The organism is Gordonia gummivorans (assembly GCF_022513585.1).
Taxonomy (GTDB): domain Bacteria; phylum Actinomycetota; class Actinomycetes; order Mycobacteriales; family Mycobacteriaceae; genus Gordonia.
The window spans coordinates 1-15,657 of record NZ_JAKWBF010000018.1 but is presented as its reverse complement, the minus strand read 5'-3'; the positions used below and the strand labels follow the sequence as shown (position 1 = coordinate 15,657).

Genomic DNA, 15,657 nt, shown 5'->3' with positions numbered 1-15,657 from the left:
TTAGTCGCACCGCCCACACATCACTGACCCGGAGGTTCTGTGTCCGCACCCGCCCAGCCGGCTCCGCGCCGGGGTCGCCGGCTGTTGTTGTGGACGCTTCTCGCGGTCACCATCCTGGCGCTTGTCGCCGCCGCGACCGTGGTGGTGGCACTGAAACTCGACGACACCTCCGACGAGCCGCTGCCGGCCGGGATCCCGCCGCAGCCCGCGCTCGTCACGCCCGACCCGCAGGTCCGTCCGGTGGCAGCGAACGCACCGGAGCCGACGCCGGCCGGGGTCACCCGCGAGATCGCCGACGAACTGCGCGATCCGGCGCTGGGCACCCTGACCGGCCAGATCAGTGACGCGATCACCGGCCAGGTGTTGTGGTCGCGCAACGCCGGCACCCCGCGCATTCCGGCGTCCAACGACAAGGTGCTGACCGCGTCCGCCGCGCTGCTGGCGTTGCCGCACGATCAGCGGCTCACCACCTCGGTAGTGGCCGGCACCAACGGTCAGATCATCCTCAAGGGTGCTGGTGACCCGACTCTCTCGGCGCAGCCGGTGGGCGCCGACACCTTCTACACCGACCCGGGCCGGATCGCCGACCTGGCGACGCAGATCCGGCGTTCGGGTGTCCCGGTGCGGTCGGTCGCGATCGACCTGAGTGCGTTCGAGGGCCCGACCATGGACTCGACCTGGGATCGCCGTGACATCGCCGGCGGCGACATCGCGCCCATCGAGTCGCTGATGGTCGACGGGGCCCGCGTCGAACCGCTCGACGAGTATTCGCCGCGCACGCCGACCCCGGGTTTCGCGGCCGGCCGCGCCCTGGCGAAAGCCCTCGACGTCGACGGTGACGTCGCCGAGGCCACCGCGCCGGTCAACGGTCAGGTGATCGCGTCGGTGCAGTCGGCGCCGCTGGTCACCCGCGTCAACGACATGCTGCGCTACAGCGACAACGTGCTGGCCGAGACGCTGTCCGTCGAGCTTGCTGTGCACCAGGGGCTGTCCCCGACCCTGGAATCCGGGGTGAGTGCGGTGCGCAACACGCTGCAACAGACCTTCGCTCAGCAGTGGGAGGGCACCAGCCTGCACGACGCATCGGGTCTCTCCTACGCCAATCGGGTGCCCGCCGAGCTGCTCGATGTGGTGATGACCGCGGCCAGCGGTCCCGCCCAGCCGAAGATGCGGCCGATGCTCGACGGGCTGCCCGTCGCGGCCGGATTGGCCGGCACGCTGTCCGACCGGTTCGATCCGCGCACCAATCCGGGTGCCGGCTGGGTGCGGGCCAAGACCGGAACCCTCACCGGGGTCAGTTCGTTGACCGGCATAGTGCAGACGGTGGACGGCCGCGTGTTGTCCTTCGCCATGATGTCGGGCGGCACCTCGCCGGCCGACGCGCGGCCCGCACTCGATGCGGTGATCGGCCAACTGAGGGAGTGTGGATGTCGGTGAGTGAAACCCACGTGGCGGATCAGGTAGCCGATCCGATCGGTGACCGGATCGACTGGGGGCTGGCCGCGTCGACCGGCAAACGCCTGACCCGACCGGGTCCCAAGATCACCGCCTACACCCGCGACGCGGCCTTCGCCGAACTCGACGAGGCCGCGCGCCGCGCCGAGGGCCCGGTTCGCGCGATCACCGGACTCGCCGACGGACTACCCATCCCGACGGCCCGCATCCTGGATCGCAAGGGGTGGATCGATGCGTCGTCGGTGTCGATGCGGTCGATGCTGACCGGTGGCGGCGAAGCGTCTGAGGGTGAGGATGGTTTCCTGGCCGGGGCCGCGGCCAAGGTGGGCGGACTGCAGGCGGGTGGTCTGCTGGCGTTCCTCTCGACCGCCATCCTCGGCCAGTACGACCCGTTTACCGCGGGCGCCGACGCGTCCGACCCCGGGGTGCTGATGCTGGTGGCGCCCAACATCATCGCCGTGGAGCGAGCACTCAAGGTGGTGCCGTCGGACTTCCGCTACTGGGTCTGTCTGCACGAGGTGACCCACCGCGTGCAGTTCTCCGCGAATCCCTGGCTGCGCCAGTACATGCTCGACAACATCGAGGTGCTGACGTCTGACGCCGGAGAGTCGGCCACCGAGGTCATGGGCCGACTCACCAAGGCGCTCAAGAGCGATCAGCCCCGCGAGAAGGGCGTGCTGGGAGCGATGCAGCTGTTGCAGACACCCGAGCAGTACGACGCCTTCCGCCGGATGATGGTGCTCGGCACCCTGCTCGAGGGTCACGCCGATCACGTGATGGACGCCGTCGGTCCGGCTGAGGTGCCGACCGTCGAGTCCATCCGCGCGGCCTTCGACAAGAGGCGCACCGCCCCGAAGAATCCGGTGCAGCGCATCATCCGTGCGCTGATCGGGATGGATGCCAAACTGGCGCAATATATTCGGGGAAAGGCCTTCGTCGACGCGGTGGTCGGTGAGGTGGGGATGGCGCAGTTCAACACCATCTGGACCTCGCCGGAGACGATGCCGCTGCCCGAGGAGATCGACGAGCCGGCGGCATGGATTCGGCGCGTGCTGTAACCCGCGCGGTCGCCGACTTCGCCGCCGAGTACCTGCCCGGCGCCGAACACGTCTGTGTCGGGTTGTCCGGTGGTCCGGATTCGCTGGCGTTGACCGCCGCGGCTCTACGGGCGGGGCTGACGGTGCGGGCGCTCATCGTTGACCATGGGTTGCAGGACGGGTCTGCCGAGGTCGCGGAGGGGGCGGCGCACGCGGCCGCCGAACTCGGTGCGACGGCACAGATCTTGCCGGTGTCCGTCGGACGTGACGGTGGGCTCGAGGCGGCTGCCCGGACCGCCCGCTATGACGCGCTGCGCGAGGCCGGCGACGGTGATCCGGTGCTGTTCGGGCACACGATGGACGATCAGGCCGAGACGGTACTGCTGGGTCTGGGCCGCGGGTCGGGTGGTCGGTCGATCGCCGGAATGCGGCCGTGGTCGCCGCCGTGGGGTCGGCCACTGCTCGGTGTGCGCCGCGCGCAGACTCGGGCGATGTGCGCCGAGCTGGGTCTGATGCCCCACCACGATCCGCATAACTCGGACCCGAGATTCACCCGGGTCCGGCTGCGCTCCGAGGTACTGCCGTTACTCGACGACGTACTGAACGGCGGTGTGGCCGAGGCGCTGTCGAGAACTGCGTCGGCGTTGCAGGCCGACAACGACGCCCTCGATGCCGCCGCTGAGGAAGTGGCCGCGCTCGCTGCGTCCGATTCCGAACTCGTGGTCGCCGTACTCGCCGACGCGCCGCTCGCGGTGCGGACCAGGGTCATCCGGAGCTGGCTGAGCGCGGTCGGCGCCACCGAGCCGACACTACGCGTCATCGGAGCCGTCGACCGGCTGGTCATGACCTGGCGGGGACAGGGTGGCGTGGCCATCGGCGGCGACACCGAGGGTCGCTTGGAGGTGGTGCGCGCCGATGGGCTGCTCACGGTGCGCAGGTCTGCGCGTCTATGACGCGGCGAGGTCATCGGTATCGCCCGGGGCTGGGGTGCCGCGGCCGGTTCGGTTGAGGTGCAATCCATGTCGACCTCGCCAGAGGTTGGCGACGACGACGAGACCGACGACCGCGGGGACGAGCCCGATCCAGCCGATCAACGGCGGCAGTCCAACGTCGCCGGAGGTGTCGCGCACCAACGCGTTGAACAAGCCGATGGCCCATCCGGTCGCACACAATCCGGCTGCAAGATAGCCCGTCCAGGGTGAACTGCGGCGCGCCAGCCGCAGTGTCCACCCCCACCCGAGTGTTCCGGCGAGGCCGAGTGCGGTGAGGTAGACGAGGTAAACCGTTGCTGCGGAGTCGATCTCGGCGTCGCTGTAGTCGGGATAGCCGTTCGCGATGTGATCGGCGACCGTATGTACGGTGAGGTGGTCGATCAGCGGTATCAGGGCTGTGGCGAGGGTGAGTAGACCGCCGAGTATCAGTGCGGCCGGTAGATAGCCATGTCGGTTGTTCTCATGCATGAGTTCCTACTCCTTGATCGCTGTGTGGGGTTGCCTCGGGTGGGCGGGTGCCTCGGGGTAGCACGGCAGTGGCCACGACGGCCGCGGCGAGCATGAGTGCTGCGCAGAGTCCGAGACCTAGGGCGTAGCCGTGGCCGAGTGCCTCGGGAGTCTGCGACGGCCCGGTCCGGGTGGCCGCGACGGTGCCGAGAACGGCCAGGCCCACCGAGGCGCCGATCTGCCGTGAACTGTTCAGCAAGCCCGCCGCCGTGCCTGCATCGCGCGGGTCAACCCCGGCGGTGGCGGTCGACACAAGCGGCGCCAGGCACAGCCCGAAACCGACACTCGCCATGATCGACGGCCCGAGGACGTTCACCGCGAAGCTTCCGTCGGGATGGATGGTGGCGAACCAGGCGAATCCACCTGCGGTGACCAGCGCCCCGACAATCATCAGTGTGCGTGCAGAGACCCGGTGACCGGCCTTGACCGCCAGTACAGATCCGACGATGACCCCGAGGGCGAATGGCAGGAACTCGATTCCGGCCCGTGCCGGTCCGGCGCCAAACACTCGCTGCAGGTAGAGCGATGCGAAGTAGAACGCGGATGCCATGGCCGCCCCGACGAAGAGGTTGTAAGCGTTGGCTCCGGCCACCGACGGTCTGGTGAGAAGGCCGAGACGCAGCATCGGGTCGCGCGCGGTGGTCTTCTCGACGAGCCCGAAGGCGACGAGCAGCATCACCGCGAGCGTCAGCGTGCCGATGGTCGGCGCCGAGAGCCAGCCGTGGACGTCGGTGCGGACCACACCGAAAACGAGCGCGGTCATCCCGGCAGTGGCCAGGATTGCACCCATCACGTCGGGTCGGCCGCGGGCCGACGTACCGCGGTCACCGCCGATGGTGGTGAGCGCCAGCGCGAAGGCGATCGCAACCATCGGGATGTTGACGAGCATGACCCAGCGCCAGCCCGCGTACTCAGTGAGGATCCCGCCGACCAACACCCCGAAGGCGCCGCCGGCGGCATTCGTCGCACTCCAGACACCGAAGGCTCTGACGCGTGCTGCTCCGCCGGGGAATGTCGAGGTCAACAGCGCTAATGCGGCCGGTGCGGCCGCCGCGGCCCCGACACCCTGCAATGCCCGGCCGGCAATGAGATGGCCAGGTTGCTGGGCCAACCCGCCGAGTAGGGACGCCAGACCGAAGATCGCCAGACCTGCCAGCAGGAGGCGTGCGCGTCCGAATCGATCGCCGAGCTTGCCTCCCAGCAGGAGTAGTCCGCCAAAGCTGAGTGCGTAGGCGTGGATTACCCAGGTGACGCCGAGCGCACTGAAATCGAGTCCGGCGGCGATTGTGGGCAGGCCCACGTTCACCACCGACAGGTCCAACGAGACCATGAACTGAACGACCGCGACGGCTGCAAGGGTGCATGCGGGGGAGGAACGTACCGACTTTTCGAACATGTTCCGAAAGTAGGAGTCGAGTTGCTTACTGTCAAGAGGCGCGACGCGGCGCGCACGATTCTCGCGGCGTCGCCGTTCGCCACGCATGATGGGGGAGTGACTCGATCGACTCGTACCGGACGACCGCCGGTGACCTCACGCGCGCAGATCCTCGACGCCGCGCGCGACATCATCGAGCGGGACGGGTGGGAGAAGGTGACGATCAGGCGCCTCGCGAGCGACCTCGGTATCGGCGCGACCACGCTGTACCACCACATCCGGGACCGGGAAGACCTCCTGATCCAACTACTCAACGATCAGGCCGGCCGATCATCTGAGGTTTCGCTCCCCGCGGCACCGCGTGATCGAATCATTGTGGCGGCCGGCATGATTCATGAGTCGCTTCGACTGTGGCCGTGGGCCGCCGAGGTGTTGGCCACCGATGGCTTCCTTGCCCGTCTCGGCGACTCTGCCCTCGATCTGGTCGAGGCAATCCTTGCCGGGGCAGTGGAGATCGGTTGTACCCGTGAACAGGCTGTCGAACTGTTCCGCAGTATCTGGTACTACATCGCGGGCGAGATCATGGTCCGATCCCGTTCGGCGCACCTCGCCGACGCACAGGAACGTCGGCGCGGCTTTCTGACCGACATTGATCCGGAGCGCTTCCCGCAGCTTGCCGCAATCGGTGGGGACTGGCCGGTGATCGCCGCGCACGACACCTTCGCGAATTCGCTGCAGGCCTTCGTCGACGGACTACTCGCGCAGGCAGTCGCGCAGAACGGATGATCGGACGATTCAACGATCCGGATTCGGGCGGCACCGGGTATCGCGACCGATCCTCGACGTGGCACCCTTGTTGCCGTGGCCGCAAATCTCCATGTCGCAGACCCGTACGCCGACGACATCGACGCGATCCTGATCACCGAGGATCAGATCCGTGACCGGACCGCCGAGTTGGCCGCGTCAGTTGCGTCGAGATACACCGACATCGACCAGGACCTGGTCCTCATCGGGGTCCTCAAGGGCGCCATCATGTTCATGACGGACTTTGCCCGCGCGCTGCCGATCCCGTCGCAGATGGAGTTCATGGCCGTGTCCAGCTACGGGTCGTCGACCTCGTCGTCGGGCGTGGTGCGCATCCTCAAGGACCTCGACCGCGACATCGAGGGCCGCGACGTGCTCATCGTCGAGGACATCATCGACTCGGGACTCACCTTGTCGTGGTTGATGAAGAATCTCGCCACCCGGTCGCCGCGCAGCCTCGAGGTGTGCACGCTGCTGCGCAAACCCGAAGCGGTGCGCTCACCCGTGCGCGTCGCCGACGTCGGCTTCGACATCCCCAACGAGTTCGTCGTCGGTTACGGCCTCGACTACGCCGAGCGATACCGCGACCTGCCCTACATCGGGCGGTTGAAGCCGTCGGTGTACTCGAGCTGAGCCGGTCGGCCGCCCCTCACCTCCGAGGGGGTTTGAACGGGCTCTGAATCGTCTGCAGGTACTGCAGACCGGCGATGATGACCGTGCCGCCCCCGCCGAGGGACATCCCGATGATCCCGCCGATGGCGGCCGCCGGCGCAACACCCACCAGACAGCCGACGACGGCGGCCACGATGCCCAGGGCGCATCCGATGAAGCCCCCGAGCAGGGCACCGATGGCTGTACCGATCAGCGAGGACACGGTCATTCCTGCCGCCAACTGCTGAGAAAAGCGGTTCAACGCCTGGTCATCGCGCTCTTGACGGGTCTCCGGTCCGGCCGCGAGGTGGCGAATTTGAGCGCGTAGGGGATTGATCTGTACGGGATCTATCAGAGTCGATCGCGCTACGTTCTTCGACGGGGTAAGGTGCACCCGATTTCCGCTGAGGGTCGGGTCGATGGGAAATTGACGATTCTCGACCCGGTAATGCAAAGGCATCCGCAGCACCTCTTTACCCGCCGTGTTCCGGATGGACAATCCGCGGGAATCGACCGAGGCCGACCCATCGCGGATGTCGAGCAGAACGGAGTTCGACGACATCGAGAGCAGTGCCTGGACCGGCCCGGATGCAGCCGGCGCCGCGCGCACGGTCCCGGCTGCGCATGTAATGGCAATGGTCGCAAGGGAAATCACGGCCAGCAGCCACATAGTGGTGCGGCGTGGGTGCTGCGGTGACGATGAGGGGGGTGGCGAGGAGGGGGCTGCGCAAAGGGGCATCGACAGGACCTTTCGAACCGGCTCGCACGGGATCGACGAGACGACGGGGGAGGGAGTGTCTCACCGATCGAAAGCGGGATCGGAAACACGACTGCACTATCGCAAATGCTCGGGAATGTGCGGATCAAAAAACGCTGCGACGAAACGGATGTTGCGATTCGAAATGGATCTGTGACCTTTGTGTCGTCCAATCGAACGACATCGCTTTCGCGGGCCCGGCGTGGTCGTCATCGCGGCGTCGGTAAGCGCTGCGATCGAGAGTCGGCGTCCGGCGTATCCGGGTTCGGCGGCCACCGGGGACAAGTGTCGGTGGGAACGGTTTCACCAGCGTGATCGTTGACCGGTAGCCTCAATGTGTACGAACGACGTCGCGAACCCGCGAGAGTCGTTCACGAACCCGTGGGAAGGACATGGGAACGGCCACCGTAGTCCGCAGTCACGAAGCGCGCGGCGGATCGACTCCCACCAACAGGCATGAACCGTAAGACAGTCTTCCGAAACCTCGCCATCCTGGCGCTGATCCTGCTCGCCCTGTGGGGCTGGAGCGTGTTGCGCGACTCGGACCGCGAGTACACGGCCGTCGACACCTCGGTGGCGCTGAGTCAGCTCGCCGACAAGAACGCCAAGTTCATCAGCATCGACGACCGCGAACAGCAGCTGCGCATCGAGCTGAACAAGTCGATCAAACACGACGACAAAGACGTCACCCAGATCTCCACCAAATATCCTGCGCAGGCCGGTGAGCAGATCTTCGACGCGGTCAAGACGACCGGCGCGCCGTACACGACCAACGTCAACGAGCAGTCGGTGTTCTGGCAGATCCTCATCTTCGTGCTGCCGATGATCCTGTTGTTCGGTCTGTTCTTCTTCGTGATGAACCGCATGCAGGGCGGTGGTCGCGGTGGCGTGATGGGCTTCGGCAAATCCAAGGCCAAGCAGCTCACCAAGGACATGCCGAAGACCACCTTCGCCGACGTCGCGGGAGCCGACGAAGCGGTCGAGGAGCTCTACGAGATCAAGGACTTCCTGCAGAATCCGACGCGGTATCAGGCGCTCGGCGCCAAGATCCCGCGTGGTGTCCTGCTGTTCGGTCCGCCCGGAACCGGCAAGACGCTGCTGGCCCGCGCGGTCGCCGGTGAGGCCGGGGTGCCGTTCTTCACCATCTCCGGTTCGGACTTCGTCGAGATGTTCGTCGGTGTCGGTGCCTCCCGTGTCCGTGACCTGTTCGAGCAGGCCAAGACCAACAGCCCGTGCATCATCTTCGTCGACGAGATCGACGCTGTGGGTCGTCAGCGTGGCGCCGGTCTGGGCGGTGGACACGACGAACGCGAGCAGACGCTCAATCAGCTGCTCGTGGAGATGGACGGCTTCGGCGACCGCTCGGGTGTCATCCTGATCGCGGCCACCAACCGCCCCGACATCCTCGATCCCGCCCTGCTGCGTCCCGGTCGCTTCGACCGGCAGATCCCGGTCGGCAACCCCGACATGGCCGGCCGCAAGGCGATCCTGCGTGTACACGCCAAGGGCAAGCCGATCGACGCCGACGCCGACCTCGACGGTCTGGCCAAGCGCACCCCCGGTATGTCCGGCGCCGACCTGGCGAACGTGGTCAACGAGGCCGCGCTGCTCGCCGCGCGCGAGAACAAGCAGACCATCACCGCCGAGATGCTGGAGGAGGCCGTCGACCGCGTGATCGGTGGGCCGCGCCGCAAGAGCCGCATCATCAGCGAGCACGAGAAGAAGGTCGTGGCCTACCACGAGGGCGGCCACACGCTGGCCGCGTGGGCGATGCCCGATCTGGATCCGATCTACAAGGTCACCATCCTGGCCCGCGGCCGTACCGGGGGTCACGCGCTGGCCGTGCCCGAGCAGGACAAGGACCTGATGACGCGGTCGGAGATGATCGCGCGTCTGGTGATGGCGATGGGTGGCCGGGCCGCCGAGGAACTGGTCTTCCACGAGCCGACGACGGGCGCGTCGTCCGATATCGACCAGGCCACCAAGATCGCCCGGGCGATGGTCACCGAATACGGCATGAGCGCCAAACTCGGTGCGGTGCGCTACGGACAGGATCAGGGTGATCCCTTCCTGGGCCGCTCGATGGGATCGCACACCGACTATTCGGCCGAGATCGCCGGCGAGATCGACGACGAGGTGCGCCGTCTCATCGAGGCCGCGCACACTGAGGCGTGGGCGATCCTCTCGGAGTACCGCGACACCCTCGACGTGCTGGCCACCGAGTTGCTGGAGAAGGAGACGCTGACGCGCAAGGATCTCGAGAAGATCTTCTCCGACGTCGAAAAGCGTCCGCGGATCACCGCGTTCAACGAGTTCGGTGAGCGCACCCCGAGCGACAAGCCGCCGGTGAAGACACCGGGAGAACTGGCGATCGAGCGCGGCGAGCCGTGGCCGCCGGAACCCGAACCGGTGCCCGAGCCCGTCGGTGCGGCGGGGTACCCGGGTGGTCCCCAGGTGCCCGGGCAGATCCCGTCCTATCCGCCGGGAACTCCGGGACAGGCGTATCCGGGACAGCACGGACAGGGCACGCCCTACCCCCAGTACCCGAATCCTCAGTATCCGGCACCGAACTACCCGAACCCCCAATATCCCAATCCGCAGTACCCGAACCCCCAATATCCGAACCCGCAGTACCCGGCTCCGCCGGAGCACGCAGGCGGGGGCACGCGTCCCGACTATGGCGCGCCGCGGGATTGGTCGGCACCGGGCTGGCCGCCCCAAAACTCGACGCCACCGGACCCGACGCCGGGCCGGCCGCCAGAGATCAACGGCACCGGGCACGGCAGCGGTGACACCAACGGCACCAACGGCAGCGGAACCAACGGCAGCGGGCCAGGTCAGGGGACATGACGATCAGCGAACGCCACGACGCCGAGTTCGACACCGACTCCGATGTCCCCGGAGCCGGCTTCGACCAGGCACGTGCAGAGGCAGCGGTCCGCGAGTTGTTGATCGCGGTGGGGGAGGACCCGGAGCGAGAAGGGTTGCGGCGCACGCCAACCCGCGTCGCCAACGCGTACCGGGAGATGTTCGCCGGGTTGTACACCAACCCCGACGAGGTGCTCGCCACGACCTTCGACGAGGACCACGACGAACTCGTCCTCGTCAAGGACATCCCGATGTACTCGACCTGCGAACACCACCTCGTGTCGTTCCATGGCGTCGCGCACGTCGGTTACATCCCGGGCGTCAGCGGGCAGGTGACCGGGTTGTCGAAGCTCGCTCGGCTCGTCGACCTGTACGCCAAACGGCCGCAGGTGCAGGAACGGTTGACCAGTCAGATCGCCGACGCGATCGTGCGCAAGCTCGATCCGCGCGGGGTGATCGTGGTGATCGAGGCCGAACACCTGTGCATGGCGATGCGCGGTATCCGCAAACCCGGCGCGACGACCACGACTTCCGCGGTCCGAGGCCTGTTCAAGACCAGCGCGGTCTCCCGCGGCGAAGCGCTCGACCTGATCACGCGGTGACCGCGTCTGCGCGCTGCCTCGTCATGGGGGTCATCAACGTCACCGCCGACTCGTTCTCCGACGGTGGCCGCTACCTCGACGCCGATGCGGCGGTCGCGCACGGACTCGAACTCGTGGCACAGGGCGCCGACCTCATCGATGTCGGCGGTGAATCGACGCGGCCCGGTGCGATTCGGGTCGACCCGGACCTCGAGGCGGCGCGGGTGACACCGGTGATCGCTGCGCTCGCCGAGCAGGGTGCGCGCATCTCGGTCGACACCATGCGCGCCTCGGTCGCGGCGGCCGCGATCGACGCCGGCGCAGCCATCGTCAACGACGTGTCCGGGGGCCGCGCCGACCCCGACATGGCCAAGGTCGTCGCCGACGCCGGCGTGCCGTGGATTCTGATGCACTGGCGTCCGGCAGGCGACAGCGGCGACCGGCGCTTCACCCATCGGATCGGCGATGTCGGCGGCTATCGGGACGTGGTGGCCGAGGTCAGCGGCGAACTGCTCGCCCAGGTGGATGCGGCAGTGTCCGCAGGGGTCGACCCCGACCGCCTCATCCTCGACCCTGGCCTCGGGTTCGCCAAAACCGCCGAACACAATTGGGCTCTTCTGCACGCGCTGCCGACCCTCGTCGGGCTGGGGTTCCCGGTGCTCGTCGGTGCGTCGCGCAAGCGTTTTCTCGGCACCTTGCTGGCCGACGGTGACGCGGTCCGCCCGCCGCAGGAGCGCGACGTGGCGACCGCGTCGATCTCCGCCCTCTCTGCTGCGAACGGTGCGTGGGGGGTTCGGGTGCACGACGTGGCCGGCAGCCGCGACGCGGTCGCGGTGGCCGACGCCTGGCGGTCCGGTGGCCGGCGCGGCGACCTCGCCGATCGGGTGGGCGTTCATGACTGACCGCATCGAGTTGCGTGGCCTGCGGGTGCGCGGGCATCACGGCGTCTTCGACCACGAACGACGCGACGGGCAGGACTTCGTCATCGACGTCGTGCTGTGGCTGGACCTGAGCGCTGCGGCTGCTTCCGACGACCTCGCCGACACCGTCGATTACGGGGTTCTGGCGCAGACGGTCGCCGACATCGTCTCGGGCGAACCGCGCGACCTCATCGAGACGGTCGGCGCGGAGATCGCCGAACGGGTGATGGCCGACGAGCGACTCGCCGCCTGCGAGGTCACCGTGCACAAACCGTCCGCGCCGATCCCGTTGACCTTCGACGACGTCGCTGTGGTGACGCGCCGTTCCCGCAAGGCGATGGGCGGCCGATGAGTCGCGCGGTGCTGTCGGCGGGCTCCAACGTGGGTGACCGGCGTGCGCACCTCGAAAGTGTGGTGTCGGGGTTCGCCGACGAACTCGTCGCGGTATCGAGCGTGTATGCGACCCCACCCTGGGGTGGTGTCGAGCAGGACGACTTCTACAACATCGCCCTGATCGTCGACGGCCCGTTGTCGGCGGCACAGTGGCTGGCTCGCGGCGCGGCGCTCGAAGAAGCGGCCGATCGTGTTCGGGAGGTCCGGTGGGGGCCGCGGACCCTCGACGTCGACGTCATCACCGTCTCCGACGACCACACCACCGTCTCCGACGACAACACCACCGTCTCCGACAATGACGACGGGGTGGTGGTCAGCGACGACCCCGTGCTGACCCTCCCGCATCCACGGGCCGCGCAACGCGCGTTCGTGCTCATTCCGTGGCTGGAGATCGACCCGGCAGCCGCACTCTGGACCCCAGACGGCGTTGTCCCGGTCGAAGGGCTCCTGAAGCAGCTCGACGACTCGGAGAAGCTAGGGGTTCGTCGCGTCGACACGATCGGGTGGGCCTCGGCATGACGTCGCCCCTGCCTGCGGGTCACCCGCCGCACGACGACGAGCCGAAGATGGGTCCCACCCGCGTGCGGGACCTGGTGATCATCGCCGCGGTGGTCGCCGTGGCGTCGTGGATTCTGGTGCGCTACAACTACTCCGACCTGCCGCCGCTGCCGCTGCTGGCCGGCATCGTGCTGTATGTGCTGGCCGTCCTCGAAGTGGTGATCGCGTTCGTGGTGCGATCCCGCGTCGCGTCCCGCGACATCGGTGCGGCGAACGGGCAACTGCACCCACTGACCGCCGCGCGTGTGCTCGCGCTGGCCAAGGCGTCGGCGATCCTGGCGGCCATCGCGATCGGGGTGTGGGTCGGGCTGCTCGCTTTCCTGCTCAACCAGCACGATCTGGCGGCCGCCGATCACGACAAACCGGGTGCGATCATCGGGCTGGTGGGCGGCGTCTTTCTCGCGGTCGCCGCGCTGTGGTTGGAGTATTGCTGCCGCGCTCCCGACGACCCCACGTCCGACCATTCCCCACCGGCCTGAATCGGAGATTCATGACTCTCCGGAACAGCTTGGCCGACGAATGACCGGTCAACCGGTAAGTTCTCGGTCATGACGACCTCGAACGGCCGTTCCACCGAGCCCCGACGTTCCGGTCGGTCGGTGGGCCAATGGTTGCTCGGGCTGCTGATCGTCCTGGCGCTGGCAGCGAGCATTCTGATGGTCTTCACCGATCAGCTGTCGATCCCCGGTTCCCTCGCGGTGATCGCCGCGCTGTGGGCAGCGGTCATCGGCGCCATTCTCGTCACCAAATTCCGTCGACAGGCCGAGAGCGCCGAGGCCAAGAGCCGCGACCTGCGACTCGTCTACGAGCTGCAGCTCGAACGCGAGATCGCCGCGCGTCGACAGTACGAACTCGATGTGGAGACCACCATCCGGCGCGAGGTCAGCGCGGAGGCCAACGAAGAGCTCTCCGAGTTGAAGGCCCAGGTCCTCGCGCTGCGTTCCAGCCTCGAGATGCTCATCGGCGAGCCCCTTCCCGATCAGCGCACGGCGCTGCCGAACGAGAAGATGCGCGAGCTGGCGTCGGGTCTCGGTTCGGGCTATGGGGATTCGGGATTCGGGGACCCGGGATTTCGGGGGTCACCCTTCGGTGCCGGCGCACCCGACTACGGTCGCTCCTCGGGATTTGCCGACGACGACGCACTCGCTGCACGTGACTTCGCCGCCACCGCACCGGCCGGTGACGACGGTCGGCACATCGACAAGGTGGTCGACCCCAACGAGATGACCGAGGTCATCCCTGTGGTCATCGATGACCCGCTCTCCGGCCGGATCGCCACCGAGGTTCCGCTCGAGGACGTTGCGGACGACGAGGTCTCAGTCACCGAGGCCGTTGGTGAGGTCTCGGACGCGGAGGTCGTCGAACCTCCGTCGGAGCCGGTCGTCGAGGAGCCACCGCAGGCCGCCGAAACCCCCGCACAGTCGATGCCGTTCTCGGGCGGGTTCTACGTCGGTTCCGAACCCCCGGTTGCCCCGGGGACCACGCCGCCGGCACCGTTCACCGACGAGACCCCCACCGACGAGTGGGCTCGGGAGGCCGTCGCGAATGCAGCCAAGGAGGCCCCGGCCGACGTCGCTCCCGACGCTGCGGTGGGCCGTCACGAAGGCGGACCCGACGCGACGCCGGCCGCGAGCTTCGGCCGTCGGCGTCGACGCGACGTCGACGACAACGAGAGCTCCCACTCGGCAGGCTTGCCGGTCTCGGAGTTGTTGGGTCAGCTCCGTGCGGCCGAGTCGACCGGCGGCAGGCGTCGGCGAGCCGACTGACTTACGTTCTGCCCGTCTGTCGGCGGATCAACCGACGTTTTGCGTGGTGAGACGGCATTAGACTGCTTCCATGACGGCGGCGACATACGCCCAGAGTGCGGTCGTAGGCGAGGATCACGGTCCTCGCCTCGGCGAGCGCGGTGCCGCGTGGCAGCAGTGTCTGGTGAGCGCCGCACTGTTCGTGCCGATCGTCGCCTGGTGGCCGATGTCGTTGTGGCTCTACCAATTTGACCCGCACCATGGCGAAAGCGGTCCCGCCCGCGTCGCGGCGTTCAACGCCGACGGCCCCAACGCGAGTCTGATTCTGCGTTGGGCGCTGACGGCGATCATCGTGGTGTACTTCGTCGCGGTCATCGTGTGGTGGGCGCGCAGTCCCCGCCGGGCGGTGATTGCGGCCCCCATCGCGGCGGTCGGAGCGATCGGGTTCTGGGGTGGTCAGGTGCCGCTGCTCCTCTCGGCGCAGGACAACCTCGTGATCGATGCGGCCAAGCATGCGGCGGTCTTCGTCGCGCTGATGATTGTCGCGTGGTCGATCGCCCGACGCCGACATCCATGGTGGCTGCTCGGGGTGCCGATCATCGCGGTGCTCGCGGTCAACGCGAGCCGGCATCCGGAATGGTTCCCCAATCCGACCGACGTCGTCCTCGAGCGCACGGCCGACGGAATCCAGAGCGCAGCTAACCCGCCGTTCTGGCCGATCACCCGTCAAACCTTCGGCGACGTCGCCGACCTCATCGCCGGAATCCTTCTGCTCTGGGCGATCGACGCCGGGTTCGGAGCGATCGTCTCGCGAGGTACAGCGTCTGCACCGTCCGCCGCCTGAGGTTCGTGCCGCTCCCTGAGGTTCCTACCGCTCCCTGAGCCTGGATCCGTGGATCGGGTTTACGGGGGTCGTGTCTGGCTGATTTCGTGCCGGATTGTGTTGTGGGCGTGTGGTATTCGCTGACTTGTGTCAGCCTTTTCACTGGGATTCCTTGGTAGTGGGTGGGCAGG

At 67.6% G+C, this 15,657-nt stretch carries 16 protein-coding genes; 13 read left to right on the top strand and 3 right to left on the bottom strand.

The window, feature by feature from the left end:
• The first annotated feature begins 39 nt into the window (after positions 1 to 39).
• Genes dacB through tilS form a run of 3 tightly spaced genes read left to right on the top strand, consistent with a single transcriptional unit; the run spans position 40 to position 3,445 of the window.
• Positions 40 to 1,437: a D-alanyl-D-alanine carboxypeptidase/D-alanyl-D-alanine endopeptidase gene (gene dacB / locus MKW15_RS14185; protein WP_240859293.1), complete on the top strand. Its 1,398-nt coding sequence runs from the start codon at positions 40 to 42 to the stop codon at positions 1,435 to 1,437.
• Positions 1,428 to 2,513 carry a zinc-dependent metalloprotease gene (locus MKW15_RS14180; protein WP_240859287.1) on the top strand — a complete coding sequence of 362 codons (1,086 nt, stop codon included), beginning with the start codon at positions 1,428 to 1,430 and terminating at the stop codon, positions 2,511 to 2,513. Before dacB ends, MKW15_RS14180 begins: the two co-directional genes overlap by 10 nt.
• The gene (gene tilS, locus MKW15_RS14175) at positions 2,492 to 3,445 is read left to right on the top strand and encodes a tRNA lysidine(34) synthetase TilS (RefSeq protein WP_240859286.1); all 954 of its coding nucleotides are present in this window, start codon (positions 2,492 to 2,494) and stop codon (positions 3,443 to 3,445) included. The genes MKW15_RS14180 and tilS overlap by 22 nt, the downstream gene beginning before the upstream one ends.
• Here tilS and MKW15_RS14170 read toward each other — a convergent pair.
• A complete protein-coding gene (locus MKW15_RS14170) occupies positions 3,440 to 3,952 on the bottom strand; it encodes a hypothetical protein (protein WP_240859281.1) in 513 nt (170 codons plus the stop codon). The two genes, tilS and MKW15_RS14170, sit on opposite strands and share 6 nt — an antisense overlap.
• The gene (locus MKW15_RS14165; protein ID WP_240859278.1) at positions 3,945 to 5,387 is read right to left on the bottom strand and encodes an MFS transporter; all 1,443 of its coding nucleotides are present in this window, start codon (positions 5,385 to 5,387) and stop codon (positions 3,945 to 3,947) included. The genes MKW15_RS14170 and MKW15_RS14165 overlap by 8 nt, the downstream gene beginning before the upstream one ends.
• Before the next feature lie 96 nt (positions 5,388 to 5,483).
• Here MKW15_RS14165 and MKW15_RS14160 point away from each other — a divergent pair, with 96 nt between their 5' ends.
• Complete coding sequence (locus MKW15_RS14160; RefSeq protein WP_240859277.1) at positions 5,484 to 6,152, top strand: TetR/AcrR family transcriptional regulator; 669 nt, start codon at positions 5,484 to 5,486, stop codon at positions 6,150 to 6,152.
• A 75-nt stretch (positions 6,153 to 6,227) separates the two neighbouring features.
• Complete coding sequence (hpt, locus tag MKW15_RS14155) at positions 6,228 to 6,803, top strand: hypoxanthine phosphoribosyltransferase (RefSeq protein WP_240859270.1); 576 nt, start codon at positions 6,228 to 6,230, stop codon at positions 6,801 to 6,803.
• Between the two features lie 16 nt (positions 6,804 to 6,819).
• Here hpt and MKW15_RS14150 read toward each other — a convergent pair whose 3' ends face one another.
• Positions 6,820 to 7,491, bottom strand: coding sequence for a DUF4395 family protein (locus MKW15_RS14150; protein WP_240859268.1), 672 nt, complete (start codon positions 7,489 to 7,491; stop codon positions 6,820 to 6,822).
• A 543-nt stretch (positions 7,492 to 8,034) separates the two neighbouring features.
• Between MKW15_RS14150 and ftsH the strand changes: the two genes are divergently transcribed.
• The 8 genes from ftsH to MKW15_RS14110 all read left to right on the top strand — a co-directional run bounded on the left by ftsH (position 8,035) and on the right by MKW15_RS14110 (position 15,487).
• Positions 8,035 to 10,428: an ATP-dependent zinc metalloprotease FtsH gene (ftsH, locus tag MKW15_RS14145; RefSeq protein WP_240859265.1), complete on the top strand. Its 2,394-nt coding sequence runs from the start codon at positions 8,035 to 8,037 to the stop codon at positions 10,426 to 10,428.
• Positions 10,425 to 11,048 (top strand): GTP cyclohydrolase I FolE, encoded by a 624-nt coding sequence (folE, locus tag MKW15_RS14140; RefSeq protein ID WP_240859257.1) that lies wholly within the window; start codon positions 10,425 to 10,427, stop codon positions 11,046 to 11,048. Before ftsH ends, folE begins: the two co-directional genes overlap by 4 nt.
• 23 nt (positions 11,049 to 11,071) lie before the next feature.
• Positions 11,072 to 11,929, top strand: coding sequence for a dihydropteroate synthase (gene folP, locus MKW15_RS14135; RefSeq protein WP_240859480.1), 858 nt, complete (start codon positions 11,072 to 11,074; stop codon positions 11,927 to 11,929).
• Positions 11,922 to 12,299: a dihydroneopterin aldolase gene (gene folB / locus MKW15_RS14130; protein ID WP_240859255.1), complete on the top strand. Its 378-nt coding sequence runs from the start codon at positions 11,922 to 11,924 to the stop codon at positions 12,297 to 12,299. Before folP ends, folB begins: the two co-directional genes overlap by 8 nt.
• Positions 12,296 to 12,859: a 2-amino-4-hydroxy-6-hydroxymethyldihydropteridine diphosphokinase gene (gene folK, locus MKW15_RS14125; protein ID WP_240859248.1), complete on the top strand. Its 564-nt coding sequence runs from the start codon at positions 12,296 to 12,298 to the stop codon at positions 12,857 to 12,859. Before folB ends, folK begins: the two co-directional genes overlap by 4 nt.
• Positions 12,856 to 13,377, top strand: a complete 522-nt coding sequence (locus MKW15_RS14120) for a DUF3180 domain-containing protein (RefSeq protein WP_240859247.1) — start codon at positions 12,856 to 12,858, stop codon at positions 13,375 to 13,377. The genes folK and MKW15_RS14120 overlap by 4 nt, the downstream gene beginning before the upstream one ends.
• 69 nt (positions 13,378 to 13,446) lie before the next feature.
• Positions 13,447 to 14,664, top strand: a complete 1,218-nt coding sequence (locus tag MKW15_RS14115) for a DUF6779 domain-containing protein (protein ID WP_240859245.1) — start codon at positions 13,447 to 13,449, stop codon at positions 14,662 to 14,664.
• A 70-nt stretch (positions 14,665 to 14,734) separates the two neighbouring features.
• Entirely contained in the window at positions 14,735 to 15,487 is a 753-nt protein-coding gene (locus MKW15_RS14110; protein ID WP_240859243.1) for a hypothetical protein, read from the top strand.
• Positions 15,488 to 15,657 lie beyond the last annotated feature (170 nt).